Raw genomic sequence first — 24,758 nt, forward strand, 5'->3', positions numbered from 1 at the left:
GTCGACCCCTGTCAGCTACTGGCGTTGTCTCGAGTGCCTGATGGTCGGACTGGCTGGCCGCGCTGCGTCACGGTGTGGGCACGCCGCGGCCGATCTCCTTGCGCAACCACGCCCGTGCGGCTTCCCAGTCGCGCTGGGCCGTCTTGGGCGAGACGCCGATGGCCTGCGCCACTTCGTCGTTGGTCAGGCCACCGAACAGCCGTTGCTCGAAGATCGTCGCGGCGCGCGGGAAGGTGGCCGCCAGTCTGGTCAACGCGGCATCGAGCGCCAGCGTCTCGTCGATGGCGTGTTCCGGCAGAAGAGGTTCGACCTCGTCGAGAGGGACGGGCGACACGCCATCGCCGCGCTTGACGCGCCGCCGGGCGCGCGCATGGTCGACGAGCACGCGTCGCATGGTGTTGGAGACGGCGGCAAAGAACGCGTCACGATCGGCGGGCTGGAGATGGCGCTGCGACGACAGTCGGATGTACGCCTCGTGAGCGAGTGCCGTCGTTCCGAGCGTGTGTGCGTCGCGCTCGGATCGGAGGCGCTGACGGGCGAGGCGGCGGAGATCCTGGTAGAGCAGTGGCACCAGGCGATCGAGCGCTCCCGGTGCTCCGTCGCGCCATGCCTGGAGCGCGAGCGTCACCTCGCCCGCCGTGTCGCGCGGCCAGGTGACCGGAGGGTCGTCGTGAGCAGGCACGACGGGATGGTAACGCGAGCGCGAGCAGGACATACTGCCGCGGTGGAAAGCCACGACCTGATCGCCAGCGCCCTGCGAGCGGCGAGCGATACGAAGCACCTGTCCTGCGCGGCAGGGGTGCGACACGACGTGGCGGCGATCTTCGGCCGTCCTGAGCTGTTCGCCGATCGAGAGGCCATTGTCGTCGCGGATCGGAACACGTATGCGGCGGCCGGCGCGGATGTCCTCGACAGCTTCCGCCGCGCCGGTGCGCGCGTCGACGAGCCGTTCATCTTCGGGCCCGACGTCTACGCCGACGATCGGTGCGTGCGGCAGCTGCAGGCGGCACTCCAGGGAACGCCTGGCATTCCCGTGGCTGTCGGGTCGGGAACGATCAACGACCTGACCAAGCTCGTCGCGCATCGGCTGGGCCGCCCATACATGGCCGTTGCGACGGCCGCGTCGATGGACGGCTACACCGCATACGGTGCCTCCATCACGTACAAGGGCTCGAAGCAGACGTTCGAGTGTCCGGCCCCGCTGGCGGTGGCGGCCGATCTCGAGACGATTGCGAAGGCGCCAGCAGGCCTGAACGCGTCGGGGTACGCCGACCTCCTGGCCAAGATCGCCGCCGGTGCCGACTGGATCGTCGCCGACGCGGCGGGCATCGAACCGATCGATCCTGCTGTCTGGCAGGCCGTGCAGGGATTGCTGCACGACTGGGTGTCGTCGCCCGATGACGTTGCCGCCGGCGATCCCGTCGCCCTGCGCAATCTGGTGAACGGTCTGATGATGAGCGGGTTCGCGATGCAGGCAGCGCGCACGAGCCGGCCGGCATCAGGCGCGGACCATCAGTTCAGTCACCTCTGGGACATGCAGCACCACACCCACGATGGTGTGGCACCGTCGCACGGGTTCAAGGTGGGGATCGGGACGCTGGCGTCGACGGCGTTGTACGACGAACTGTTCCAGCGTGGACTGGGCGCGACGCCTGTCGCTGAACTCGTTGCTCGATGGCCCGCCGCTGACGCACTCGAACGGGAGGTCCGCCGCCACTTCGAACCGGGCGAGCTCGCGGACAAGGCCGTGGAGGAGACGCTGGCGAAGTATCCGGATCGCGAGCGCCTGCGAGATCAGCTCGAACGCCTGCGCCGCGCGTGGCCGCAGCTCGTGCCGCGCCTGCAGGCGCAACTGACTCCATTCCAACGGCTGCAGGAGATGTTGCGGCGGGCCGGTTGTCCGTGCGAGCCTGAGCAAATCGGAATCTCGCGACAGCGATTGCGTACCAGTTATCGGCAGGCGTACTGTATCCGTCGCCGCTTCACCGTGCTCGACGTGGCGATGCTGTTCGGAGAGTTCGATACGACTGTCGACGCGCTGTTCGCTCCCGATGGCAGCTGGGGCGCAAGGGCAACCCTGGCATGACCGATACCGGTGCGAAGGACCTGCAGGCGATCCGGCATGTCGTGCTCGATCTGGACGGCACCCTGTATCGCGGCGATCGCCTGTTCGATGTCTCGATCCCCTTCCTCGAACGATTGCGTGTCCTCGGGATCGGGTACACGTTCCTCACGAACAACACGTCCCGCAGCACGCGCGACTACGTCGAGAAGCTGAAGGCCCTCGGGATCGCCGCGAGTGAGTCCGAGATCTACACGCCTGCCGATTCGACGATTGCGTATCTTGCGGACGTCCTTCCCGATGTGACGCGACTCGGCGTGCTCGGCACGCCATCGCTGTGCCGACAGTTCGAAGAAGCAGGATTCTCCGTCGGCTGGGACGAGTGCGAAGCCGTGATCGTCGGCTTCGACACGACGCTCGACTACGACAGGCTGTGCCGGGCCGCGTACGGGATCAGCCGGGGCCTTCCGTACATCGCCACACATCCCGACCTCGTGTGTCCGACCGACGAGGCGACGGTGCTGGTCGACTGCGGTGCGATCTGCGCGTGCCTGTCTGCCGCAACGGGCAGGACGCCCGTCGTGCTCGGCAAGCCCGATCCGAACATGCTGATCGACCTGGCGCGCCGGCAGGGCGTGGCACTCGACTCGCTCGCGATGGTGGGCGATCGGCTGTATACCGACATCGCGATGGCGCAACTGGCTGGCGCGGTGTCGGTGCTCGTGCTCAGCGGCGAAGCGACGATGGCTGACGCCGCGGCGATGGCATCGCCACCGGATGTCATCGTCCAGGATGTCGGGGAACTGGGCGTCATGCTGTCTCGCGCGCGAGACGCGCGCGGCGCAGGCGCCAACCGCATCGTGAAGTGACCCACGTGACGCGTACGGAGTGAGAGATGCAGGCTGCAGACGCGCTCGACCCGACTCCGCGATCGATCCTCGATCGCATCGGCATCCATCCACCGCTCGCATGGGGATACGTGGGCCTGTTCCTGTTCATGATCGGGGACGGCATCGAACTCGGCTATCTCTCCAGGTACCTCATCGATCAGGGCATCGCCGACAAGGATGGTGCGGCGTGGGTCTTCACCGCCTACGGCCTCACGACGGCCATCGCGGCGTGGCTCTCGGGCGCGCTCTCCGACCTCCTGAGCCCGCGCAGGGTGATGGCGATCGGCCTCGCCATCTGGGTGGCGTTCGAGGTGGCGTTTCTCGTGCTCGGCCTCGGGCCCGGCAACTTCCCCCTGATCATGGCCATGTACGCGCTGCGTGGCTTCGGGTATCCGCTGTTCGCGTTCGGATTCCTGGTCTGGATCTCCGTGGCGGCGCCGCGACACCGGCTGGGGACGTCGATGGGATGGTTCTGGTTCGCGTTCACGGGCGGCCTGCTGGCGCTCAGTCCCCGCGTCGCCGACGTGGCGATCGCGACCGTCGGCAGGTTCGAAACGCTGTGGCTGTCGCTGGGGATCGTGATCGTCGGCGGGCTCGTCGCGCTTCTCGGCCTTCGAGAGCCGACGGGCGCGCAGCGTCTGGCGGGGCCTGGCGCACGCCCACTCCAGACGCTGCTCTCCAGCATCTCGATCGCGGGGCGTCATCCGAAGACGCTGGTCGGATGCATCGTCCGCATGATCAACACGACGGCGCAGCAGGGATTCGTCGTCTTCATGCCGGTGTGGCTGGCCGAGATCGGGTTCGCCGAAGGCGACTGGCTCCGCATCCTCAGTTACATGTTCATCAGCAACGTGATCTGGAACCTGTTGTTCGGCATCATCGGCGACAGACTGGGCTGGCGGCAGACGGTGGCCTTCTGCGGCGGCGTTGGCTGCACGGCGACGACGCTATTGCTCTATTACGCCGCACTCAGCGGCCCGGCCAACTACTGGCTCGTCGTGCTGGCCGCGGTGCTGTACGGCGCCACGCTGGCCGGGTACGTCCCGCTGTCGGCGCTGATGCCGTCGCTCGCCCCTGAGAGCAAGGGCGCAGCGATGTCGCTGCTCAACCTCGGGGCCGGCGCGTCGAACTGGCTCGGACCGGGCATCCTGTCGCTGTTCTGGAAGAGTCATGGCGTGGGCGTCGTCATGTGGATTTATGCAGGTCTGTACCTGGTCAGCGCCGTGATGGCGCTGTTCCTGACGCTGCCCAAGGATGAGGGAGTCACAGCATGAGCGTTGTCGCGGGGATCGACTTCGGCACACAGAGCGTTCGCGTCTCGATCATTGACAGCGAGCGCGGCAGGCTGGGCACCGGCACGGCGACGTATCCGCTGCACCGCCGGCGTGAGGATCCCGACTTCGCCACGCAGAGCCATGCCGACCACCTGACGGCGCTCGAATCGGCCATGCTGCAGGCGATCGCGTCAGCGGGCATCGATGGCCACGACGTCGCGGCGCTGGCTGTCGATACGACGGGCTCGACCATCGTGCCGCTGGACGACCACCTTCAACCGCTCGACGACTACTACGTGTGGTGCGATCACAGGGCGTGGCGTGAGGCAGCCGCGATCACGCAGACCGCTCGCGACACGGCGCTGCCGGCGCTGGAGTGGTGCGGCGGCAGTTACTCGTCCGAGTTCGGTCTCTCGAAGGTGCTGCACTGGCTCGTCAATAATCCCGATCGTCGCGCGCGCATGGCCACGGCCATCGAGCACTGCGACTTCATGACGGCCACGTTGTGCGGCGTCACCACGGTGGCCGACCTGCCGCGCAGCGTATGCGCGATGGGGCACAAGTGGATGTGGAACGCGTCGCTCGGCGGGCTGCCGTCCGAGGAGTTCCTGACGCGCGTGGATCCGCTGCTGGCTGGCGTGCGGGAGAAGCTCGACGGCCGCTATGAGAAGAGCGACGTGCAGGCGGGAGCGCTGTGCCCTGAATGGGCGCGGCGACTGGGTCTGCGCGCGGGTATTCCGATCCCGTTCGGTGCGCTCGACGCGCACTGGGATGCCATCGGTGCCGGCATCGGCCTGGGCGACCTCGTCAACGTCATCGGCACATCCACGTGCGTGATGGCGATCACCGAGAAGACGACACTGATCCCCGGTGTGTTCGGCGTGGTGGAGGGGTCCATTCACCCGGCGTATACGGGTATCGAGGCAGGACTGTCGGCGGCTGGAGACCTGTTCGACGCCATCGCGCGGCGGTCAGGGGCGACGTTGAGCGAACTGACGACAGCCATCGCGTCGCACCGCGTGGGACAGACGGGACTGCTGCGCCTGGCGTGGGACAACGGCGATCGCTGCGTCCTCGCGAATCCGCACCTGGGCGGCGTCACGCTGGGATGGAACCTGCAGCACACGGCCGCCGATGAACTGTTTGCCGCAATCGAGAGCACGGCGTTCCACACGCGGATCATCCTGGAGCGCATCGCGGAGTATGGCGTGCCGGTGCGGCGGGTCATCAACGCCGGCGGCATTCCGCAACGCAACGCCGTGCTGAACCGCGTGTACGCGAACATCCTGAACACGCCCATCCTGGTGCCGACGTTCGACCCGACGAGCGTGGGCTCGGCGGTCTTCGCCTTCCTGGCGGCCGGGACGTTCCGGTCGGTGGAAGAGGCGCAGCGGGCGCTGTGCCTGTCCTACGAGACGATCGAGCCAGACGACGCGTCCGCACGAACGGCAGACGAACTGTTCGAGATGTTCCGGACCGTCTACCAGGCGTTCGGGCAGCCGGAGTCCGCTCCGGCAGCAATAGGCAAGGTGCTACCGACACTTCGCAGCATGGCTTCGAACGCGCGTTGAACGGCTGCTGGCTATAGCTATAGCTATAGCTAGGCGGCGCGGGATCGGGCTGCAACGATTGCGATCGGAAGTCCGACCACGAGCATGTGCATCGCCAGTGGCACGGGCGCCCACGGCGGCGGCCACGCCGCGGCGCGCAACGCCGAGAGCGGCAGGACGATGCAGTTCATGCCGTAGAAGACGATCGCACCGTACAGCAACCCACTCGGGATCGGCCGGCGGTTCAGCGATGGTGCCATCCGCGTCGTGAACACGTAGATGGCGGCCCAGATGGTGGCGATCAGGAAGTGGAGCACGACGCCGATGACGTACGCCGGCACGCCGCCGGCGTACGCGGCCTCACGGCCGACCAGACCGGCCGTCACGTTCTGGAAGACGCGCAGCCCCGTGCCGTAGTAGGCGAGGGCGAACAGGAAGTCGCCAAGGCCGGCCAGCAAGCCTCCGAGACCGATCGCCGCAAGAGGGTTCGTCACACGTCTCATCGTCTCGCGGCGATCATCGTAGCGCGCTGCCGGCTGCCGGAGTGATCGTCAGGATCGTATGCAGGCGGTCCTGCGCGCCCACCAACTCGGCTTCCTCTGATTCAAGGTTCCCGTCGCCGCCACTTGATGCGGGTGTAGGCGATCCGGAAACCGTGCCGTTCGGCGTTGCGTTGCGAGGCGCTGCCCGGCCGTGCCGACATCATCGCCAGGTCGCAGCCCTGGCTCGACGCCTCGTCGAGACGTGCACTCAGGAGTGCCAGTTGCGCTCCGCGGCGACGGAATGCCGGCCGCGTGCTCGCACCTGCCAGCACGGCCACGCCGTCGTGGATGGCCAGCACACCCGTTGCGGCCGCTTCGCCGTGGTGCTCGGCCACGTAGCACGTCGCCGAGCGCATGCGCACGTAGACGCCACCGACCGCGCGCACGAACGGCACGACTTCCGGCGTGTCGCTCCAGCCGTCTGCGGCAACCTCGGCCCATGCATCCGCTTCATCCGCGTCGACGGCGCGTGTGGCAGGCGCATCGTCGCCAGGCGCCGCCACGCCGCCAGCCACCGGTCGGTAGAGCACGCTGGTCAGTTCGAACGGTTCGTAACCGGCAGCTGTCAGGACACCAAGAGCATCGCCGAGCGCCAGCGGACTCACCTCGTGCTCGGCCTGGACGCCACGCGCCGCGAAGAATGCCTCGATGGCCATCAGCGTGTCGTTTCGTACCGCCACGTCGAGACCGAGGCCGAAGGACTGCGTCAGCGGTGAGCCGACGCCGTCGAAAATCGCCCAGGCACCGTCGATGTCCTGCCAGCACGCGCCGAGATCGGGCACCAGCGCGGCCCGCGCCTCGACGAAGCGGCACCCGATCGCGCCTTCGGCGCGCTCGAGACGGATGGCAAGGGCGTGATCGACGAGTGGATAAGCCATGGTGTCGCTCGAAGAGCTTCGCACAGAGCGCCGACGTCTTGTCGAGCAAGGCATGGCGTTACGCTGTTGCCGGTCGGGCGTGTTCTACGGATTCCCGGCTTGTCTGGCTCTCGACGAGAGCCGTCCTGGACGAAGCAGGCGCTCCGAGCGCATGACGTACAGAATCAACACCCTGCGTCCATCGAAGCGGTAGAACACGCGACACGGCGGCTCGACGATCTGCCGATAGCGCGAGCGTCCGAGTTCCGATGGTCGACTCCCGCTCTCCGGGTGAGCGGCCAGCTGCTCCACATGGCCGAAGACGCGTGCAACCAACTCGGATGCGGCAACCGGATTCTCCAGGGCGATGTAGTCGGCGATGGCATCCAGATCGCCGAGGGCCGGCTCCGACCAGACTATTTCAGCCATCTGCCGAGACGCTTCCTGGCCTGCGCGTGGGTGGCGACACGCCCCTCGGCGATCGCCTGTTCGCCCCGGGCGATGCCCTCGAGCACGGCCATGCGCTGCTGCATGCGCTCGTAGCTCTCGACGTCCACCAGGTAGGCGCTCGGCAGGCCGTGCTGGGTGATGAGGATGGGTTCCCTGTCCCGTTCGATGTCCGAGAGGAGTTCGGTCGCCTGTCGTTTGAGTGTCGTGACGAGTTCCGTACGCATGAAGTGATACTACAGTATCACTATCGATCTGGCGCTACGCTGTTGCAGGATTCTGACGCAGTGGAAGAGGCTCATGCGCATGGAAGCGTCTCGAGCCGGGAAGGCACTGAACGCGTGGCGAAGCGGTGGAACCGAGCGGAGACGTGGCTGACGCTGATCGTGCTGGGCATCGGCGCGCTGGTGATGGCGGTGTCGGGGTTGTTCGTGTATTCCAGCGCCACGGCTCCGGTCTACTACCCGACGCCGCAGGATGTGCCGTCGGTCGCGCATCAGTTGCCATCGACGAGGTGGAACGATGCCGTTGCACGGGCGCGTGAAATCCTGCGCTCCGGCATCGCCGGCCAGAACCTTCCCGGTGTCTCGGTTGCCGTCGGCGTTGCCGGACAGCTCGTATGGGCCGAGGCATTCGGATGGGCCGATGTCGAACGGCGCGTGCCGTTCACGCCGGACACGCCGTTCCGCATCGGCAGTGCCTCGACGATGGTCACGGCGGCCGCCGCCGGGATGCTGATCGAGCAGGGCACACTCGAACTCGACGAAGCGATCCAGACGTACGTCCCCGTGTTTCCGGAGAAGCAGTGGCCGGTGACAGTACGCCACCTGATGGCGCATACCGCGGGCATCGAAGGCGACGCAGGCGACGAAGAGCCCATGCTGTTGCACTGCGACGCGCCTGCCGATGGCCTCGAGCGATTCGCCACCCGGAAGCAGCATTTCGAGCCTGGCACGACGTTTCACTACTCGAGCTTCGGATGGCGGCTGGTCACGGTCGCCATCGAGGCGGCCGCCGGCGAATCGTACGCGACGTTCGTGCGAACGCGGATCCTCGAACCGCTCGGTATGCGTCACACGACGATCGATGGCGTGAGCGGGCCGCCGGCCGACATGGCCACGTACTACTTCCCGCGATTCGCGGCCAATCCCCGCTACGGCCCGCAGGAACCGAGTCCTGTCGACTTCTCCTGTTTCTCGGGCTCTGGAGCTATCATCTCGACGCCATCCGACATGGTGCGCTTCGGTCTCGCCGTCAACGGCGGTGGACTCCTGAAGACCGACACGGTGGCGCGGTTGCAGGCGTCCGAACGCCTGGACTCGGGAGCACCGACTGGTTACGGGCTTGGCTGGGACCTCGAAACCGTCACCGTCGCCGGCCGGCCGACCGACGTGATCGAGACCGATGGCGAGTTGCGCGGCGGAATGGTTGCCACGTTCATCACATGGCCCGAACGCGGGATCGTGATCGCCATCATGTCGAACACGTCCCATGCCGACACGGCCTCGCTGGGAGGTCGTGTCCTCGAGATCTTTGCCGAGCCCGGACGCTGAGGATCCGAGCGTGGCTCCATTTGCCGCGCTTTCCGACGGCCGCCGGGATGTCGCTCTCCTGTACCGAGCGAAGGCGGTCATTCCGGTGGAGCGGCTGTGGGTCAACCCGGATCGCGGATCGAAGACGCGACGCTGGACGGAAGTCGAGGCCGCTCCCTCGCACATGGTGGCGGCAGCGAAGGAACTGCGACACGCGCATGACCAGGGAAGACACCCGTCTCGCAACGATCCGCATCAAGAGTCTGCGCTTCGACGCGTGGATCGGCGTGACGGACGAAGAGCAGGCGGCGCCACGGCCGCTCATCGTCGACGTGTGGCTCGAGCTCGACATCCAGGCGGCGGCAGCGTCCGATCGCCTGGACGCGACGATCGACTACCGTGCCGTCAGGGATCGCATCATCGCAGCCACCGCCCGCCCGTTCCGCCTGCTCGAGTCGTTCGCCGCGACGGTGCTCGACGCGGCCGTCGCCGACAGCCGAGTCCTGAGCGCCACGGTTGAAGTGCACAAGCCGAACGCGATGCGCATGGTGGAAGACGTGTCGGTCGTCACGCGGTGGTCGCGACCGAGCTGAGCGCACGTCAGCCCTGCCCGCGCGGCCTCGATCGCCGTCACGTCGCAGCACGTGCGCCACACGCTTGGGCGACTATCACTGGCGGAGGGCTTCGGTCGGCTCCACGTCGCGGTATTGATGGCGGTGCATCGTGCGATCTGGAGGGTGGCGCCGACGATGAGGACATACTTACGGGATGATTCCTGCGCCGTCAGACGTTGCTGCTCCTCCTGCTGATGCCACGACCACCCCGAGCGGGCTGGCGTCTCGCCAGCTCGAAGCCGGTACCGGCACCACACATCCCGGCCCGCGCTCGCGCGTGCTGGTTCACTATTCCGGCTGGACCACCGATGGCCGCATGTTCGACAGCTCGGTGAGCCGTGGTGAGCCCATCGCGTTCGGCCTGTACCAGGTGATCGCCGGCTGGACCGAGGGCGTGCAGCTCATGGTCGAAGGCGAGACCCGCCGGTTCTGGATTCCAGAGCACCTGGCCTACGGCGGACGCCCCGGCGCGCCAGCGGGCATGCTGGTGTTCGACGTCGAGCTGATCCGCATCGAGTCGTAGTCGGCCAACGAGTTGCCAGGGGTTGAAACCCCTGGCCTCCATCCCCATAGGAGAGTGGCCTCCATCTGATTGGGGATGGAGCGAACGGCTTTCAACCTGTTGGTCACGAGCTGTGGCGGCGTGACAGGCGGGAGTACTGGAACGACTGCGCGCTGCCCCACGGCGTCGTGTGGACGTGCGGGCGCGCGTCGCGCAGGTCGAAGTCCGGTCCGAGTTCGGCGGCGAGCGACTCCGGCGAATACCGTTGCACGGGCAGGCCGCTGCACCGCTCGGGTCCATCGAGCGCGAACGTCGCGATGATGGCGCTGCCTCCCGGCTTCAGCGTGTCCATCAGGTGTCGCTTGTAGCGCATCCGATCGTCGGGCGTCGTCAGGAAGTGGAACACGGCGCGGTCGTGCCAGATGTCCATCGGCTTCAGCTGCCATTCGCCCGTGACGTCGGCTTCGATCCAGATAGGCGTGCGCACCGTCGACCCGAGGCGCGACTTCGCGCGGTCGAGCGCGGCACCCGAGACATCGAGTACCGCCAGACAATCGAGGCCGCGCGCCGTCAGGGCATCGACCAGGTGCGAGTCGCCACCTCCGACATCAAGCACGCACGTCTCTCCCGTCATGCCGGCATCGTCCAGCATCTCGAGGGAGATCGCCGGCAGCGGCTCGAACCAGCTCACATCCTGCTCGGCCTTCGTCGTGTAGACGTGATTCCAGTGGTCGGCGCGTTTCATGTCATGCGTTCCCGGACCTGGTCGACCCGTTGCTATAGTGCTCCATCGCGATGAATCATGCAGCATCGGAGTCCGGGCGACGCTCTTTCGTGCAGTATCGCGGCCCCGCTGTCGTAGCCGCGGCGATCGCCGTGCTCGCGGCGTGGCTTGGCGCGTCGTTCGGTGCCCGACAGTCTGCGTTGATGCTCGTCGGTGTCGCGGCGGGGCTGGTGCTCTACCACGCCGCGTTCGGGTTCACCTCGTCCTGGCGCACTTTCATCGCCACCGGCCGCGGCGCGGGCCTCCGCGCGCAGATGCTGATGCTGGCGACCGCCTGTCTGGTGTTCTTTCCGCTGCTCGCGACGGGCGAATTCCACGGACAACCGCTGCGCGGGTTCGTGTCGCCCGTTGGGGTCTCCGTGGTCGTCGGCGCGTTCATGTTCGGCGTGGGGATGCAGCTCGGCGGCGGCTGCGCGTCGGGCACGCTCTATACGGCGGGGGGCGGCAACACGCGAATGCTCGTGACGCTGACGGCCTTCATCGTCGGCTCGGTGATCGGAACCGTTCATGGACCGTGGTGGACGGCCACGCCGGCATTCGCGCCCATCTCGTTGATTCAGCGCCATGGTGCGCCGGTTGCGCTCGGGCTCAGCCTGCTGCTGTTTGCCGCGATCGCGTCCTTCACGATCGCGATCGAACGTCGTCGCCATGGTTCGTTCGAGTCGCTGTCGGGACAAGCCGGTGACGACGTGCGCCATCGCTGGCTGCATGGCCCGTGGCCGCTCGTCGCCGGTGCGCTCGGGCTCGCCGCGGTGAACATCGCGACGCTGCTGCTGGCCGGGCGGCCGTGGGGCGTCACCGGCGCCTTCGCCTTGTGGGGCGCCAAGGCGCTCGCGTCGGCGGGCGTGCCGATTCACACGTGGCCGTCATTTGCGACTCCCGCCCAGAGAGCCGCGCTCGACGCCAGCGTGCTCGCCGACGTGACGAGCGTGATGAACGTCGGGATCGTGCTCGGCGCACTGACGGCCGCCATGCTCGCGGGACGATTCGCCCCCGTGTGGCGCGTACCCGCACGGTCGCTGGTCGCCGCTGTCGTCGGTGGCCTGCTGCTCGGTTACGGCGCGCGCATCGCCTACGGCTGCAACATCGGTGCGTACTTCAGCGGCATCGCGTCAGGAAGTCTGCACGGATGGCTGTGGCTCGTCGCGGCGTTCGCGGGCAACGTCATCGGCGTCCGGCTGCGCCCGTACTGCGGCCTGTCGGCGAGATAGTCCCCACGGGCCGGGCTCGGAGAGCCGACCCTGCCGTTTCGTTCGCAGACGCCACACCTCGACCTTCGCCCGGCGGGCTCCGAGCCGCCACCGCGCTGACGTCGAAGAAGAACGACGCGTTCGAGTTCCTCGATCGTCCGCACACGGCCTTCACGATCGAGCGTGCCATCGAGCACGACGTCGGCAACGGCAACGCCATCGATGCGTACGCCGGCCAGCGTGTCCCGTGGCGGCCCCTGGCGGTATGCTGGCGTGACATGAGCGAACGTGAGTCAGGCGGGGCGGGGCGGTCGGCGGAGACGCCCGTCGCGCGCGCCGCGGCGATCTCGCTGGATGGCCGCGCCATCGACGCGGTAGAGGGCGAGTTGTTGATCGACGCGGTCCTGCGCGAAACGGACATCCCGCACATCTGCTACCACTCGCCGCTGATGGGTCCCATCCAGGCGTGCGACACGTGCATCGTGGAGGTGGACGGGCAACTCGTGCGCGCGTGCGGCACGGACGTGAGCGCGGGCATGCGGGTGGAGGCGGCATCGCCGAGAGCGACGCGTGCGCGCGCGGAGGCGTTCGACGTGATTCTCGGCAATCACATGCTCTATTGCACCGTATGCGACAACAACAACCACGACTGTCGCATCCATCAGACCGCGCTCGCGCTCGACGTGGACGCGCAGCGCCATCCGTTCACGCCGAAGCCGTACGACGTGGACATGTCGAACCCGTTCTATCGCTACGACCCCAGCCAGTGCATCCTCTGCGGCCAGTGCGTGCAGGCGTGCCAGATGGTGCAGGTGAACGAGACGCTCTCGATCGGCTGGGACCTGGATCGCCCGCGCGTGCTCTGGGACGGCGGCATGCAGATCGGCGGATCGAGCTGCGTCTCGTGCGGGCACTGCGTCACCGTCTGCCCGTGCAACGCGCTGATGGAGACGTCGATGCTCGGCCAGGCGGGGCTCCTCACGAACCTGCCGAAGACCGCGCTCCAGTCGATGGTCGAGGTCGTCAAGGCCGTGGAACCCGAGGTGGGCTATCGCGGCATGATGCAGATGTCGGAGGTCGAAGCCGACATGCGCAGCGAGCGCATGCGGCGCACCAAGACGGTTTGCACGTACTGCGGCGTGGGCTGCAGCTTCGACATCTGGACGAGGGGCCGCCACGTCCTCAAGGTGGAACCGCGCCATGGCGAGGTCAACCAGATCTCGACGTGCGTGAAGGGCAAGTTCGGCTGGGACTTCGTCAACAACGAGGATCGCCTGCAGAAGCCGCTCATTCGCGAGGGTGACGGTTTTCGTGAAGCGGAATGGGACGAAGCGCTCGATCTCGTCGCGGCGACGCTGGGGCGCGTGAGAGCGGAATCAGGGCCCGACGCGATCGGCGTGATCGTCTCGTCGAAGGCGACCAACGAAGACGGGTACCTGATGCAGAAGTTCGCGCGAGCCGTCATCGGCACCAACAACGTCGACAACTGCTCGCGGTACTGCCAGGCACCGGCGACGACGGGCCTGCTGCGCACCGTGGGCCATCCGGGCGACTCCGGATCGATCGAGGACATCGCGGCGGCGTCGCTGGTGCTGATCGTCGGCGCCAACACGGCCGAGAGCCATCCGGTCCTCGCCGCACGCGTCAAGCGCGCGCACAAGCTGCACGGACAGGGGTTGATCGTGGCCGATCCACGGGCCAACGAGATGGCCAGGCGCGCCGACATCCATCTCAGGCCGCGTCCGGGCACCGACCTCGTGTGGCTCTCGGCGATGAGCCGCTACATGTTCGACTACGGATACGCGAAATCCGACTTCCTGCAGCAGTGGGTCCACGGCGTCGACGCGTACCGCGCGAGCCTCGAGCCGTTCACGATGGCGTATGCCGCTGCCACGTGCGGGGTTCCGATCGAGACACTGGTGCGCGTGGCGGAGGCGATCGCTGGCGCCGAGTCGATGTGCATCCTGTGGGCGATGGGCGTCACGCAGCACTCGTCGGCGTCGGATCAGTCGACGGCCATCTCGAACCTCCTGCTCGTGACGGGCAACTACATGCGCGCAGGCTGTGGCGCGTTCCCGCTGCGTGGTCACAACAACGTGCAGGGCGCGGGCGACATCGGCGCCATGCCCGATCGCTTCCCCGGATACCAGAGCGTCGAGGACGAGGCCATTCGCGCGCGATTCGAGGGCCGGTGGGGCGTGACGCTGCCGCCTCGGCGCGGGCTCGACAACCATCAGATGGTGGATGCCATCCACGATGGCACGCTGCGCGCGCTCTATCTCGCGGGCGAGGACATGATCTCGGCAGACTCGAACGCCAATGTCGTCGCCGCGGCGTTCGAGAAGCTGGACTTCTTCGTGGTGCAGGACGTCTTCTTCAGCGAGACCTGCCGCTACGCCGACGTCATACTGCCTGCGGTCCCGTCGCTCGAGAAGGAAGGCACCTTCACCAACACGGAGCGGCGCATCCAGCGTCTGTACCAGGCGCTGCCGGCGCTCGGAGACAGCCGTCCGGACTGGACGATCACGCAGGACCTCGCCAATCGCATGGGTGCGCGGTGGCACTACCGGCATCCGTCGGCCGTGATGGACGAACTCGCGTCGCTGTCTCCACTGTACGCGGGCGTGCGGTACGACCGCCTCGAGGGCTACCACACGCTGCAGTGGCCCGTCGCACCGGACGGCACCGATCAGCCCGTGCTGTACGTGGATGGCTTCGCATTCCCCGATGGCAAGGCGCGTCTCCATCCCGTGCCGTTCACAGAGCCGCCCGAGCAGCCGGACGAGGCGTTCGATCTGTTCCTGAACAACGGTCGCCTGCTGGAACACTTCCACGGAGGCAACATGACGTATCGCGTCGACGGCATCCGAGAGGAGACGCCCGAGCCCTTCCTCGAAGTCTCGCCGGCGCTCGCGCAGGCGCGCGGGATCGAGTCGGGCCGGTGGCTGCGCGTGGTCAGTCGCTACGGAGCACTGAAGGTCAAGGCGCTCGTGACCGATCGCGTGCGCGACAACGAGGTGTACCTGCCGCACCTGTCGCGCACCGGGCCGATCAACGTGCTCACGGGATCGCATGTCGACCGCGTGACGAACACGCCAGCGTTCAAGGAAACGGCCGTGCGGATCGAGCTGCTGCCAGAGACGGGCAGGAATCCGCTGCGGCCGCTGAACTTCAGATACGACGGCAGGCCGACGCCGCAGTTTGGCGTCGAGGTCGAGCGCAAGTGGCAGCGCGCCGACTATCGCATGCCGGGCTCCGGTATCCAGGTACGTCGATCCGGAGCCCCCCGATCGTAAGGGACACAGCCGACCATGGCACGAGCCGTCGACTTTCGAGAGTACACGCCGCGCGATTCCCGCGACGACCTGATCCGCCGCATCGAGCAGGCGCCGGCCGAACACGCCGAGGCGCTGCTCGCCGCCTGGGATCTGCTGCAGCAACTCCACGACAAGGGCGTGCTCGATGTCCTGACGGGCGCGCTGAGCGCACGCGACGCGATCGTCGATCGCCTCACGCGCCTCCTCGCGTTGGAAGACGGCGTCACCACGCTGCGCACGCTGCTCATCGCCGGCAAGCTCGTCTCGGCGATCGACCCGGCCCGCCTCGAGGCTGCGCTGTCGGCCTCCGCGCGGGACGAGCCCCCATCACTGCTGGCGTTGACGCGAAAAGCCGCATCGACCGACGCACGGCGAGGCCTCGCCGCCACCGTCGCCCTGCTGGAAGTCCTGGGTGGTGCATTGGCGAAGGAGCAATGCCGCGACGCCGGGAATGCCGAATGAACGGGTGCACGCTCCCGTGGCCGACGCGGGTATGCTGGGCGCGTGCGGATCCATCTCGTCGACGGCACGTACGAACTGTTCCGCCACTTCCATGCCGTGCCGCCGGCGCAGAACGCGCTGGGTGAAGAGGTTGCCGCCGTTCGTGGCGTGATGTACTCGATCCGCGGGCTCGTCCGCGATGGCGCCACGCACATCGGCATCGCCACCGATCACGTCATCGAATCCTTTCGCAACGCGATGTGGCCCGGCTACAAGACGGGCGAAGGCATCGATCCGCGGCTGCTGTCGCAGTTCCCGCTGCTCGAGGAGGGACTCGCGGCATGGGGACTGCGCGTCTGGCCGATGGTGGAGTACGAGGCCGACGATGCGATCGCGTCGGCGGCGGAGCGTGCGTCGCGCGACCCGCGTGTGGAGCAGGTGGTCATCTGTTCGCCCGACAAGGACTTCGCGCAGTGCGTGCAGGGGACGCGCATCATCCAGCTCGATCGCGTGCGCAGGACCACGCGCGACGAGGCTGGCGTCGTCGCGCGTTTCGGCGTGCCGCCGGCGTCGATCCCCGACTACCTCGCGCTCGTGGGCGACTCGTCTGATGGCTATCCGGGCCTCTCCGGGTGGGGCGCCAAATCTGCGGCACTCGTCCTTGCGCGCTACGGACACATCGATGCAATTCCCGACGATCATCGCGACTGGGACGTCGCGGTGACGCGTGCCGCCTCTCTTGCGGCCACGCTTGCGCGCGACCGCGCGCTGGCGCGCCTCTTCCGGGAGCTCGCCGTGCTGAAGACGGACGTGCCGGTGTTCGATTCGGTCGACGAGCTCGAATGGCACGGTCCCACACCGGCGCTCGCCGGCCTTCGTCGACGACTGGCCGTCGAGGAGTGACCAGCTACCCGATGAGTCCGGCGCAGGCGGCGCCGCAGCATCCGGCGGGGGAGCGGAACACGATGTCGTGGGGCCGCTCCTACTCCCAGCGCAACGCGCGCATCGGATCGATCGTCGAGGCGCGGCGCGCGGGGAGATAGCCCGCGGCCAGCGCGACAGCCGCCAGCGCCACGGCTGCGCCGCCGATCGCCAGCGGATCGTGCCCGTCGAGTTCGTAGAGCAGCGCCTGCGCCATCCTGCCGATGGCGAGTGCCGCGACGATGCCGAGCACCACGCCTGCCAGCGTCAGCCGTGCCACCTGTCCGAGCACCATGCCGCGCACCACGCGTGCGTCGGCACCGAGCGCCATGCGCAGGCCGATCTCGCGCGTGCGCTGACCCACGGTGTAGGCAAGCACGCCGTACAGGCCGAGCGCGGCGAGCAGCGTGGCGACGAGAGCATACGTGGCAGACAGGAAGCCGATCATCCGGTCCACGTACACGTTCTCGCGCACCTGTTGTGGCATCGTCTTGAGCATTTCGATCGGCAGGTACGGATCGCGGTTGGCGACAACGCGGGGGATGGCGGCCAGCAGCGACTCCGGTGCCGTGGACGTACGGGCATAGAAGTACGTGAAGCCCTGCGGCGGAACCTGACGATACGGCCGGAACACCACGGACGGGACGGCGGCCTCCCTGACGTCGGCATAGTGCGCGTCCTTCACGACGCCGACGATCTCGGTGTCGAAGCCCTCGTCCGGCGACGTCCAATCGGCCATCCGCGTGCCCACCGCATGCCCACCAAGGTTGAACTGCCGCACGAACGCTTCGTTGACCAGCGCCACGCGCGGCGCATCCGGCCCATCGGTCGAGGCAATGTCGCGCCCCCCCAGGAGGGTCATGCCGAGCGTGCGCAGGAAGCCCACGCCCACCTGGTTGGCGCGCACGTTCCTGTTCGTGTCCGGCCCGTTGTCGAACCCCTCCACGCGGATGTTGCCGCCGGTGGTGGAGGACGACAGCAGTGGCATGAGCGACGCCGTGGCCGACGTCACGCCCGGCAGCGCCGCAAGGTCGTCCTCGAGCTGTTCGAACAGCTGCAGCGAACGTTCCGGCGTGTACCCGCTCAGCGCGGGGGCCATGCGGAACGAGACGACGTTCTCAGGGCGAATGCCGAGTTCGACGCTGGTGACGTTGACCAGGCTCCTGATGAACAGTCCCGCCGAGACGAGCAGCGCCGTCGCGAGCGCGATCTGCGCGGTGACGAGCGCAGCACGGAACCGTCGCGCGCTCGGGCTCGTGGTCTGGCCCGCCCTGTCGCGCAGCGAGACCATCAGATCGCGGCGCGTGCTGTGCAGCGCGGGATACAGGCCGAACAGCAGGCCCGTGACGAGCGACAGGGCCGCCGCACTCAGCACGGCGCGGCTGTCGAGAGCGAGCGTGAACGTCGCGAGATTCTCCTGCGGCATCAGCGCGGTCAGAGCCGACAGCGTCGCGTGCGCGACCAGCAGCCCCGCGGCGCCGCCGATAGCCGCCAGCACGCACGACTCGGTCAGCAGCAGGCCGACGAGCTGAGCACGACTGGCGCCGAGCGAGAGCCGGACGGCCATCTCGCCGGCGCGCTCGGTAGACCTGGCCAGCAGGAGATTCGCGATGTTCGCGCACGCGACGAGCAGCACCGTCGCCGTCACGAGCAGCAGCAGCTTCAGCGGCGTGCCGAGCGACGCGTGCAACGCGCTCTGCCCGCGCGCGCCTGGCTCGACCTCCACGGTCCTGGCACGAAACGCCGCCATACCACGTTCGCTCATCTCCGTCAGTTCCGGCGCCTCGACCTCGTTGATGATGTGGCGATAGGGAACGTTGATGTGCGTGCGTGCCTGCTCGAGAGAGACACCGGGCGCGAGCCTGGCGAACAGATACAGCCATGAGCGCCGGCGCTCGAAGGATCGTCTGCTGAGCAGCATGTTCCGAGCGGCCGAGACGGGCACGAACGCGAGCGGGCGAATGCCCAGCGTCGTTCCGGTGAAGCCCTGCGGTGCGACCCCGACAATGGTCATCGGGTGCCCGTTGACGGTAAGCGTCTTGCCGATGACGTCTGGACTGGCGGCGTACTGCAACCGCCACTGGTCGTGGCTGAGGACCACCGCGTCTCCCGTGTCCGGCGCGCCATCGTCCGCAACGCCGATCAATCGGCCGGCTGCCGGTACCAGGCCGAGAAGGTCGAAGTAGTTGCCCGACACCAGCATGCCGTGGCCGCTCGTCGCCTGCGCGCCGTACGACAGATTGGCGAGGAAGCTGCGATGGGCGGCGATGCCGGTGAAGGGCGTCTGCTCGCGCTGCAGATCGAGGAACATCGGGTGGCTGAACACGACCGAACAGGGGCCTGCCTCGTCGCAGCTGTCACCGCCGGGTTTGGGGCCTGGTGCGGAGAGGTTCACGAGAGCCGCGGGATCCGCCACGGGCAACGGCCGCACGAGCGTCTGCTCGAACAGCGAGAAGATCGCGGTGTTCGCGCCGATGCCGACGGCCAGCGTGGCGACGGCCACGGCGGTGAACGCCGGGCGACGCCGCAGGAGACGCAGCGCGAAGCGCAGATCCTGGCCGAGCTCTCCGAGACGAGCCAGTCTTCGCTTACGGATTTCGAGTCGTGTGTCCGTGGTCGTGCAGCGCTCGACACCTTGCCGGCGGTTGCCGAACTCCTCGAGCGCCTGCTGGCGGGCGTGTGTCTCCGACAGGCCGTCGCGCACGAGCTCGGCCGTCCGCATGTCGATGTGGAACGTGAACTCGTCCTCCACATCGTCGAGGACCTCGTCGCGGCTGCGGAACGGGAAGCGGAACAGTGTCTTCACGACTACCTCCGGTAGCGTCGGTGGCGTCAGGCCGTGGCGATGACCTTGAACACGGCTTCCGCGTAGCGCTTCCAGTCGGCGACTTCGCTGCGCAACTGGCGGCGGCCTTCAGCGGTGAGCGCGTAGTACTTCGCGCGGCGATTGTTCTCCGACAGCCCCCACTCGGCTTCGACGTAGCCCTTCAGTTCGAGCCGATGCAGCGCCTGATAGAGCGCGGCATCTTCCATCGCCAGCACGCCCCCGGTGCGCTCGCGTACCCAGCGGGAGACTGTGTAGCCGTGGGCAGGACCGGTCTGCAGTGCGCGCAACAGCAGGAGATCCACGGTGCCCTGGAGCAGGGTCTGCTTGGTTCGCGTCATCGCGTCTCGTGGTTGGACGGACGGGGAGTCGTCGATGTTCCACTCATGGCGTGAGTGGAGAGAGCATCGCCGGCAGCTCCCCCACCACGATGTAGACGCCGGACTTGTCCGGCAGTCGGTGATATCCGCCCGCCGGACAAGTCCGGCGGCTACGTCTCGAGAGAGGAGTGCGCCGGGTTGTGGCGTTGCGACGCCGGCCGATGTGCGACAGCACGGGGTAGTATTCGAGGATGGCACGAGTACTCGTCATTGCCGCGTTGCTGGCGGGCATCGGTTCCTTCGCCTGCGCGCCGGCAGCACCGCAGCGGACCATCGTTCAGCAGGTGCGCGCGGAGATCACGAAGGGCGACTTCGCCGCCGTGGATGCCCTGTTGGCCGGCTATCGGGCCGACAAGGGGATCACACCCGAGTGGCTCGAGGCGTATTCATGGATCGGGCGCGGCCATCTGGCCGCCAAGCGCCTCGACGAGGCCGAGCGGTACGCGAACGAGACGTACGAGATGACGTCCGACGCGTTGAAGACCCGGCCGATGGATCAGGAACCGCGGCTGCCGATTGCGTACGGTGCGGCAGTGGAAGTGCTGGCACAGGTGGCCGCGGCGCGCGGGGCACGCAGCGAAGCGCTCGTGATGCTCGAACACGAGTTGCAGACGCACGGCGCCACATCCATCGCGAAGCGCCTCCAGAAGAACGTCAACCTCCTGAGCCTCGAAGGCACGAAGGCACCGGCGATCGTCGCCACCGACTACCTCGGATCGCAGCCTCCCACGCTTGACGATCTCCAGGGCAAGGTCGTCGTCCTTTTCTTCTGGGCGCACTGGTGTGCCGACTGCAAGCGCATGGCGCCGGTCCTTGCCGAGCTCGACGCGCGGTACAGGGACAAGGGCCTGGCGATCTACGCGCCGACGCAGCGATACGGCTATGTGGCGGGTGGGAAGGATGCGTCGCCGGAAGACGAGCGGGCGTACATCGATCGGGTGCGACTGGAGCAGTACCCGGTGCTCGCCGCGCAATCGGTGCCGCTCGACGCGGCCAATCATCTCCGCTATGGCGTGAGCACGACACCCACGCTCGTGCTCGTCGATCGCGAGGGCATCATCCGCCTGTATCACCCGGGCCAGATGACGCTGGACGAACTGGGCCCGCGCATCGCAGCGCTGCTCGGCAGCGCTGCGGGGTGACGCATGCGCCACCCCTGCCCATCGCCGAACACGCGGCGCGGTGATACGCCGCACCGACCGCGCGCTCAGAACGGGTTCAGGACATACCCTTCCTTGTCGAGCACCAGGTGCGCCACCATCGCGGAGAGCGCGATCTCCGCGGCGGGCGTGACGACGGCGCGCGGCAGGTTGCGGCCGACCGACGTCTGGCCGCACAGATAGATCCGCACGCCGGCGGCTTTCAGTTCGTCGAGCAGGCGGACGTTCGGATTCTCCTTGCCATACCGCGTGCGGTACTCGGCATCTGTCAGTAGGTCCTTACCGGCTGTCCCATGCACGATGAGCGCCGCCCTGACGCGATCGCGCGGCACACCGGCGCGGCCCTGCATGTTGAGGAAGCGCGCCACGGTGTCGAACTGCAGGTTGAGCTCACCCGGTGCGGCACCCTCGCGCACGTCGAACCGCAGCTTGAGGTCCTGGTCCTTCGGCGGCCGCAGCGTGGCGCCAGGGACGTCGAACACCCCGCCGTAGTGCGGGACCACCTCGCCGGCCTGTCGGGCCGGCGCCGAGGCTGGCGCTTGGCCGCCGGACGTCCCGCTGAAGACGGTACACACCATCACGACGGCAAGGGCTGCGCTGCGCATGCCGCCCATTCTGGCACGCGATGGCACGGGCCGCGCGACCTCCATCGATGCAGGGGCACCCCTTGTGGGTGCCCGAACCAGGGATGTGCCGTACACTGGCGGGCATGTCCCTGCTGCAGCGCATCGCCATCGATCCCGCCGTGCGGTTCGGGAAGCCCTGCATTCGCGGGACACGGATCACTGTCGGCGATGTGCTCGCCTACCTCGCCGGCGGGATGACCGACGCAGAGGTGCTGGCTGATTTTCCGCAGTTGTCACGCGACGATATCCGCGCGTGCCTGGCGTATGCCGCCGAGCGCGAACGTCGCACCCACAGTATCCCCGCCGCGTAGGTTGCGATGCGGCTGCTCTTCGACGAGCAACTGTCCAGTCGATTGCCCGGGCTCCTTGAGCCCTGGTACCCGGATCCGTTGCACGTCGAACAACTTGGTCTGCTTGGTGCGCCCGACACCGTCGTCTGGCAGGCCGCCATCGACCACGACTGCATGCTCGTCTCGAAGGACGAAGACTTTCACCGCCTCAGCGTGCTGAAGGGAGCGCCGCCCAAGGTCGTCTGGCTGCGGATGGGCAATTGCACGACGCAGGATCTCGTCGATCTCCTGCGCCGCCACGTCGACGACGTCGAGCGCTTCTCGATCCAGGACGAGGCGGCGTTCCTCGAGCTCGGTGGCGCGTCGTCTGCCACGGGCTGAAGCCCGTGGCCCCTACACCGTCCCTACCTCGAGCGTGGCGCTCGTGAGCGTCGGACCTCGGGTCATGTGTCTGGCGTGGCGCGGCGATCGCGTGTACTGTCTGCACGAACCACCCACCACTGGAGTGAAGCGATGACGAGCACGACGACTCGACGAGCGTTTCTGGCAGGCGTAGCTGCCGGCATTGCCGTGCCGCGGCTGTTGCGGGCGCGGGCGGCGGCACGCTATCCCATCAGTTTCTCGACGCTCGGCTGTCCGAAGTGGGGCTGGAAGCAGATCCTCGATCAGGCGGATCGCCTCGGATACGCGGCGATCGAACTGCGCGGCGTGGCCAGCGAACTCGACCTGACGAAACTGCCCGAGTTCTCGCCGTCGCGCATCGCCGACGCGAAGAAGGATCTCTCGGCGCTCGGTCTGGTCATCTCCGATCTCGGTGCGTCGGCGAACATGCACGAGAAGGAGCCCGCCGCGCGCCAGAAGCATCTCGACGAAGGGCGGCGTTACATCGACCTCGCGAAGGCGCTCGACGTGAAGTACGTCCGCATGTTCGGCGACAGGGTGCCCGAGGGCGAGCTGAAGTCCGACGTCATCGCGCGCGTCGCCGAGGGCTTCCGGCAGATGGCGGCGCACGCGAAACCCGCCGGCGTGACGGTGATCATCGAGTCGCACGGCGACTTCACCAGTTCAGTCGATCTGGAGCACATCGTCACCGACGTCGGGTCCGACGCGTTCGCCGTGCTGTGGGATGCGCATCACACCTTCGTCAGCGGGAAGGAGCAACCCGCCGACACGTACGCGCGCCTCGGCAAGTGGGTGCGTCACACGCACCTGAAGGACTCGAAGCCGGGTGGCAAGGGCCGCGACTACGTGCTCGTCGGCGAAGGCGACGTGCCCGTCAGGACGCAGATCCAGGTGCTGGCCGCCAACGGCTACAAGGGCTATTACGGATTCGAGTGGGAGAAGCGCTGGCATCCGGAGATCCCGGAGCCCGAAGTGGCGTTCCCGCACTATGCGAAAACGGCCGGCGAGTATCTCGCCGCGGCGGGCGTCTCACCGTCGTAGGCAGTGTCGTCCTCGCACGGAGCGTGGACGAGTTGATGGATCGACGATTCGCGGGAGGCAGAGATGAAGAGCAGAGTGACGACCGCACTGATCGCGATGACATTGGCTGGCCTGGTGAGCGGGTGCAGCAGCGAGCCACAAAGCCCGCCTGCGTCCACGTCGGCGCCCGCGGCGGCGCCGGGGTTGCGGATTGCGATGATCGCGAAGAACGCCACAAATCCGATCTTCCAGTCGGCGCGCAAGGGGGCCGAGACTGCGGCCAGGGAGCTGGCGTCGACGCACGGCATTCCCATCGACATCGTCTGGCTGACGCCCAACGACGAGGACGGCGACGTCCAGGCGCAGAAGATCGCGCAGGCGGTGGAAGACGGCGTGAGCGCCATCCTCATCTCCTGCTCCGATGCCGGGAAGGTGACGGCCGCGATCGACGCCGCCGTGGCCCGCGGCGTGCCCGTGATGACCTTCGATGGCGACGCCGCCGGGTCCAGGCGCTTTGCGTACTACGGGGTTGACGATGAAAAGCTGGGGGAGGCGCTGATGCGGGACCTGGCCGCCCAGATCGGCAACAAGGGACCTGTGGCGATCCTGGCCGGGAACCCCGACGCGCCGAACCTGCGCCAGCGAGTGGACGGGGTACGGAAGGAAGCCGCCAAGCACCCCGGCATCTCGATCGTCGACACCTTCCACCATGCCGAAACCGTACGGGATGCGGCCGACGCGGTGGTCGGCGCGCAGAAGGCGCACCCGCAGATCAAGGGGTGGGCGATGGTTGGCGGCTGGCCGCTCTTCACGCCGAAGCTGTTGTCGGACATGGGAACCACGCCCATCAAGGTCGTTGCCGTCGGCGCGCTGCCCGCGCAGCTCGTGTACGTGGAGAAGGGGCTGGCTCCCGTGCTGATCGCGCAGCCTACCTACATGTGGGGCTACGAGTCCGTCCAGCGCATCGTCGACAAGGTGCACCTGAAGAAGGACGTGCCGGAAATCATGACGATGGACGTGATCCGCGTCACGAAGTCGGACCTGGGACCGTGGGCGCGTCAGTTGGCGACGTGGGGGTTCACGGTCCCTGACATGTACCTGAAGATGCCGTGACGGCCTGAGCCTGTCTTTGT

25 protein-coding genes and 1 pseudogene are annotated in these 24,758 nt (G+C 67.5%); 17 read left to right on the forward strand and 9 right to left on the reverse strand.

Translation table 11 applies throughout. From position 1 onward, the window contains the following. Positions 1 to 67: 67 nt before the first annotated feature. Positions 68 to 715 carry a sigma-70 family RNA polymerase sigma factor gene (locus IT182_19205; protein MCC6165480.1) on the reverse strand — a complete coding sequence of 216 codons (648 nt, stop codon included), beginning with the start codon at positions 713 to 715 and terminating at the stop codon, positions 68 to 70. On the opposite strand from IT182_19205, the gene IT182_19210 reads away from it, so the two are divergent. From IT182_19210 to IT182_19225, 4 genes are read left to right on the forward strand one after another with little or no spacing between them, the layout of a single operon-like run. Next, complete coding sequence (locus IT182_19210; protein ID MCC6165481.1) at positions 689 to 2,086, forward strand: sn-glycerol-1-phosphate dehydrogenase; 1,398 nt, start codon at positions 689 to 691, stop codon at positions 2,084 to 2,086. The genes IT182_19205 and IT182_19210 overlap by 27 nt on opposite strands. Next, positions 2,083 to 2,931, forward strand: a complete 849-nt coding sequence (locus IT182_19215; protein MCC6165482.1) for an HAD-IIA family hydrolase — start codon at positions 2,083 to 2,085, stop codon at positions 2,929 to 2,931. Before IT182_19210 ends, IT182_19215 begins: the two co-directional genes overlap by 4 nt. Before the next feature lie 26 nt (positions 2,932 to 2,957). After that, positions 2,958 to 4,226 (forward strand): MFS transporter, encoded by a 1,269-nt coding sequence (locus IT182_19220; GenBank protein ID MCC6165483.1) that lies wholly within the window; start codon positions 2,958 to 2,960, stop codon positions 4,224 to 4,226. After that, positions 4,223 to 5,797, forward strand: a complete 1,575-nt coding sequence (locus IT182_19225; GenBank protein ID MCC6165484.1) for a ribulokinase — start codon at positions 4,223 to 4,225, stop codon at positions 5,795 to 5,797. The genes IT182_19220 and IT182_19225 overlap by 4 nt, the downstream gene beginning before the upstream one ends. Positions 5,798 to 5,826: 29 nt before the next feature. Here the strand turns inward: IT182_19225 and IT182_19230 are convergent, their stop codons facing one another. From IT182_19230 to IT182_19245, 4 genes are all read right to left on the reverse strand, one after another. Then, positions 5,827 to 6,270, reverse strand: coding sequence for a hypothetical protein (locus IT182_19230; GenBank protein ID MCC6165485.1), 444 nt, complete (start codon positions 6,268 to 6,270; stop codon positions 5,827 to 5,829). A 110-nt stretch (positions 6,271 to 6,380) separates the two neighbouring features. Further along, on the reverse strand, positions 6,381 to 7,196 hold the full coding sequence (locus IT182_19235) for a GNAT family N-acetyltransferase (protein MCC6165486.1): 816 nt from the start codon (positions 7,194 to 7,196) through the stop codon (positions 6,381 to 6,383). Positions 7,197 to 7,280: 84 nt separating this feature from the next. Next, positions 7,281 to 7,604: a type II toxin-antitoxin system RelE/ParE family toxin gene (locus tag IT182_19240; protein ID MCC6165487.1), complete on the reverse strand. Its 324-nt coding sequence runs from the start codon at positions 7,602 to 7,604 to the stop codon at positions 7,281 to 7,283. Then, a complete protein-coding gene (locus tag IT182_19245; protein ID MCC6165488.1) occupies positions 7,592 to 7,849 on the reverse strand; it encodes a type II toxin-antitoxin system Phd/YefM family antitoxin in 258 nt (85 codons plus the stop codon). Before IT182_19245 ends, IT182_19240 begins: the two co-directional genes overlap by 13 nt. A gap of 114 nt (positions 7,850 to 7,963) precedes the next feature. Here IT182_19245 and IT182_19250 point away from each other — a divergent pair, with 114 nt between their 5' ends. The 4 genes and pseudogenes from IT182_19250 (at position 7,964) to IT182_19265 (ending at position 10,291) form a co-directional block, all read left to right on the forward strand. Further along, positions 7,964 to 9,175, forward strand: a complete 1,212-nt coding sequence (locus IT182_19250) for a beta-lactamase family protein (GenBank protein ID MCC6165489.1) — start codon at positions 7,964 to 7,966, stop codon at positions 9,173 to 9,175. After that, positions 9,114 to 9,365: pseudogene (locus IT182_19255) on the forward strand (hypothetical protein). The gene IT182_19250 and the pseudogene IT182_19255 overlap by 62 nt, the downstream one beginning before the upstream one ends. Before the next feature lie 7 nt (positions 9,366 to 9,372). Beyond that, positions 9,373 to 9,747 carry a dihydroneopterin aldolase gene (gene folB / locus IT182_19260; GenBank protein ID MCC6165490.1) on the forward strand — a complete coding sequence of 125 codons (375 nt, stop codon included), beginning with the start codon at positions 9,373 to 9,375 and terminating at the stop codon, positions 9,745 to 9,747. Between the two features lie 175 nt (positions 9,748 to 9,922). After that, on the forward strand, positions 9,923 to 10,291 hold the full coding sequence (locus IT182_19265; GenBank protein MCC6165491.1) for an FKBP-type peptidyl-prolyl cis-trans isomerase: 369 nt from the start codon (positions 9,923 to 9,925) through the stop codon (positions 10,289 to 10,291). A 103-nt stretch (positions 10,292 to 10,394) separates the two neighbouring features. Here the strand turns inward: IT182_19265 and IT182_19270 are convergent, their stop codons facing one another. Then, positions 10,395 to 11,015, reverse strand: coding sequence for a class I SAM-dependent methyltransferase (locus tag IT182_19270; GenBank protein MCC6165492.1), 621 nt, complete (start codon positions 11,013 to 11,015; stop codon positions 10,395 to 10,397). Positions 11,016 to 11,065: 50 nt separating this feature from the next. Between IT182_19270 and IT182_19275 the strand changes: the two genes are divergently transcribed. The 4 genes from IT182_19275 (at position 11,066) to IT182_19290 (ending at position 16,905) form a co-directional block, all read left to right on the forward strand. After that, the gene (locus IT182_19275) at positions 11,066 to 12,265 is read left to right on the forward strand and encodes a YeeE/YedE family protein (GenBank protein MCC6165493.1); all 1,200 of its coding nucleotides are present in this window, start codon (positions 11,066 to 11,068) and stop codon (positions 12,263 to 12,265) included. A 257-nt stretch (positions 12,266 to 12,522) separates the two neighbouring features. Then, on the forward strand, positions 12,523 to 15,540 hold the full coding sequence (fdhF, locus tag IT182_19280; GenBank protein ID MCC6165494.1) for a formate dehydrogenase subunit alpha: 3,018 nt from the start codon (positions 12,523 to 12,525) through the stop codon (positions 15,538 to 15,540). A 15-nt stretch (positions 15,541 to 15,555) separates the two neighbouring features. Further along, positions 15,556 to 16,023 carry a DUF1641 domain-containing protein gene (locus tag IT182_19285; GenBank protein ID MCC6165495.1) on the forward strand — a complete coding sequence of 156 codons (468 nt, stop codon included), beginning with the start codon at positions 15,556 to 15,558 and terminating at the stop codon, positions 16,021 to 16,023. A 42-nt stretch (positions 16,024 to 16,065) separates the two neighbouring features. After that, entirely contained in the window at positions 16,066 to 16,905 is an 840-nt protein-coding gene (locus tag IT182_19290) for a flap endonuclease (GenBank protein ID MCC6165496.1), read from the forward strand. A 79-nt stretch (positions 16,906 to 16,984) separates the two neighbouring features. Here IT182_19290 and IT182_19295 read toward each other — a convergent pair whose 3' ends face one another. Then, complete coding sequence (locus IT182_19295; protein MCC6165497.1) at positions 16,985 to 19,729, reverse strand: ABC transporter permease; 2,745 nt, start codon at positions 19,727 to 19,729, stop codon at positions 16,985 to 16,987. A 26-nt stretch (positions 19,730 to 19,755) separates the two neighbouring features. Next, a complete protein-coding gene (locus IT182_19300) occupies positions 19,756 to 20,088 on the reverse strand; it encodes a PadR family transcriptional regulator (GenBank protein ID MCC6165498.1) in 333 nt (110 codons plus the stop codon). A 230-nt stretch (positions 20,089 to 20,318) separates the two neighbouring features. Between IT182_19300 and IT182_19305 the strand changes: the two genes are divergently transcribed. Next, entirely contained in the window at positions 20,319 to 21,269 is a 951-nt protein-coding gene (locus IT182_19305; GenBank protein ID MCC6165499.1) for a TlpA family protein disulfide reductase, read from the forward strand. Positions 21,270 to 21,334: 65 nt separating this feature from the next. Here the strand turns inward: IT182_19305 and IT182_19310 are convergent, their stop codons facing one another. Continuing rightward, positions 21,335 to 21,892: a DsrE family protein gene (locus IT182_19310; protein ID MCC6165500.1), complete on the reverse strand. Its 558-nt coding sequence runs from the start codon at positions 21,890 to 21,892 to the stop codon at positions 21,335 to 21,337. A 104-nt stretch (positions 21,893 to 21,996) separates the two neighbouring features. Between IT182_19310 and IT182_19315 the strand changes: the two genes are divergently transcribed. From IT182_19315 to IT182_19330, 4 genes are all read left to right on the forward strand, one after another. After that, positions 21,997 to 22,224 (forward strand): DUF433 domain-containing protein, encoded by a 228-nt coding sequence (locus IT182_19315; GenBank protein MCC6165501.1) that lies wholly within the window; start codon positions 21,997 to 21,999, stop codon positions 22,222 to 22,224. 6 nt (positions 22,225 to 22,230) lie between these two features. Continuing rightward, positions 22,231 to 22,584: a DUF5615 family PIN-like protein gene (locus IT182_19320; protein MCC6165502.1), complete on the forward strand. Its 354-nt coding sequence runs from the start codon at positions 22,231 to 22,233 to the stop codon at positions 22,582 to 22,584. A 132-nt stretch (positions 22,585 to 22,716) separates the two neighbouring features. Next, positions 22,717 to 23,646, forward strand: a complete 930-nt coding sequence (locus IT182_19325; GenBank protein MCC6165503.1) for a sugar phosphate isomerase/epimerase — start codon at positions 22,717 to 22,719, stop codon at positions 23,644 to 23,646. Positions 23,647 to 23,709: 63 nt separating this feature from the next. Continuing rightward, the gene (locus tag IT182_19330) at positions 23,710 to 24,738 is read left to right on the forward strand and encodes a substrate-binding domain-containing protein (GenBank protein MCC6165504.1); all 1,029 of its coding nucleotides are present in this window, start codon (positions 23,710 to 23,712) and stop codon (positions 24,736 to 24,738) included. Positions 24,739 to 24,758 lie beyond the last annotated feature (20 nt).

It is taken from the genome of Acidobacteriota bacterium, from assembly GCA_020845575.1.
Taxonomy (GTDB): Bacteria; Acidobacteriota; Vicinamibacteria; order Vicinamibacterales; family Vicinamibacteraceae; genus Luteitalea.

What these genes read in the sequence shown, in the direction of transcription:
- IT182_19210 (MCC6165481.1), top strand. Translation starts at nt 689, where the DNA reads ATGGTAACGCGAGCGCGAGCAGGACATACTGCCGCGGTGGAAAGCCAC.
- IT182_19205 (MCC6165480.1), bottom strand. Translation starts at nt 715, where the DNA reads ATGTCCTGCTCGCGCTCGCGTTACCATCCCGTCGTGCCTGCTCACGAC.
- IT182_19215 (MCC6165482.1), top strand. Translation starts at nt 2,083, where the DNA reads ATGACCGATACCGGTGCGAAGGACCTGCAGGCGATCCGGCATGTCGTG.
- IT182_19220 (MCC6165483.1), top strand. Translation starts at nt 2,958, where the DNA reads ATGCAGGCTGCAGACGCGCTCGACCCGACTCCGCGATCGATCCTCGAT.
- IT182_19225 (MCC6165484.1), top strand. Translation starts at nt 4,223, where the DNA reads ATGAGCGTTGTCGCGGGGATCGACTTCGGCACACAGAGCGTTCGCGTC.
- IT182_19235 (MCC6165486.1), bottom strand. Translation starts at nt 7,196, where the DNA reads ATGGCTTATCCACTCGTCGATCACGCCCTTGCCATCCGTCTCGAGCGC.
- IT182_19240 (MCC6165487.1), bottom strand. Translation starts at nt 7,604, where the DNA reads ATGGCTGAAATAGTCTGGTCGGAGCCGGCCCTCGGCGATCTGGATGCC.
- IT182_19245 (MCC6165488.1), bottom strand. Translation starts at nt 7,849, where the DNA reads ATGCGTACGGAACTCGTCACGACACTCAAACGACAGGCGACCGAACTC.
- folB (MCC6165490.1), top strand. Translation starts at nt 9,373, where the DNA reads ATGACCAGGGAAGACACCCGTCTCGCAACGATCCGCATCAAGAGTCTG.
- IT182_19265 (MCC6165491.1), top strand. Translation starts at nt 9,923, where the DNA reads ATGATTCCTGCGCCGTCAGACGTTGCTGCTCCTCCTGCTGATGCCACG.
- IT182_19270 (MCC6165492.1), bottom strand. Translation starts at nt 11,015, where the DNA reads ATGAAACGCGCCGACCACTGGAATCACGTCTACACGACGAAGGCCGAG.
- IT182_19275 (MCC6165493.1), top strand. Translation starts at nt 11,066, where the DNA reads ATGAATCATGCAGCATCGGAGTCCGGGCGACGCTCTTTCGTGCAGTAT.
- fdhF (MCC6165494.1), top strand. Translation starts at nt 12,523, where the DNA reads ATGAGCGAACGTGAGTCAGGCGGGGCGGGGCGGTCGGCGGAGACGCCC.
- IT182_19285 (MCC6165495.1), top strand. Translation starts at nt 15,556, where the DNA reads ATGGCACGAGCCGTCGACTTTCGAGAGTACACGCCGCGCGATTCCCGC.
- IT182_19300 (MCC6165498.1), bottom strand. Translation starts at nt 20,088, where the DNA reads ATGACGCGAACCAAGCAGACCCTGCTCCAGGGCACCGTGGATCTCCTG.
- IT182_19305 (MCC6165499.1), top strand. Translation starts at nt 20,319, where the DNA reads ATGGCACGAGTACTCGTCATTGCCGCGTTGCTGGCGGGCATCGGTTCC.
- IT182_19310 (MCC6165500.1), bottom strand. Translation starts at nt 21,892, where the DNA reads ATGCGCAGCGCAGCCCTTGCCGTCGTGATGGTGTGTACCGTCTTCAGC.
- IT182_19315 (MCC6165501.1), top strand. Translation starts at nt 21,997, where the DNA reads ATGTCCCTGCTGCAGCGCATCGCCATCGATCCCGCCGTGCGGTTCGGG.
- IT182_19320 (MCC6165502.1), top strand. Translation starts at nt 22,231, where the DNA reads ATGCGGCTGCTCTTCGACGAGCAACTGTCCAGTCGATTGCCCGGGCTC.
- IT182_19325 (MCC6165503.1), top strand. Translation starts at nt 22,717, where the DNA reads ATGACGAGCACGACGACTCGACGAGCGTTTCTGGCAGGCGTAGCTGCC.
- IT182_19330 (MCC6165504.1), top strand. Translation starts at nt 23,710, where the DNA reads ATGAAGAGCAGAGTGACGACCGCACTGATCGCGATGACATTGGCTGGC.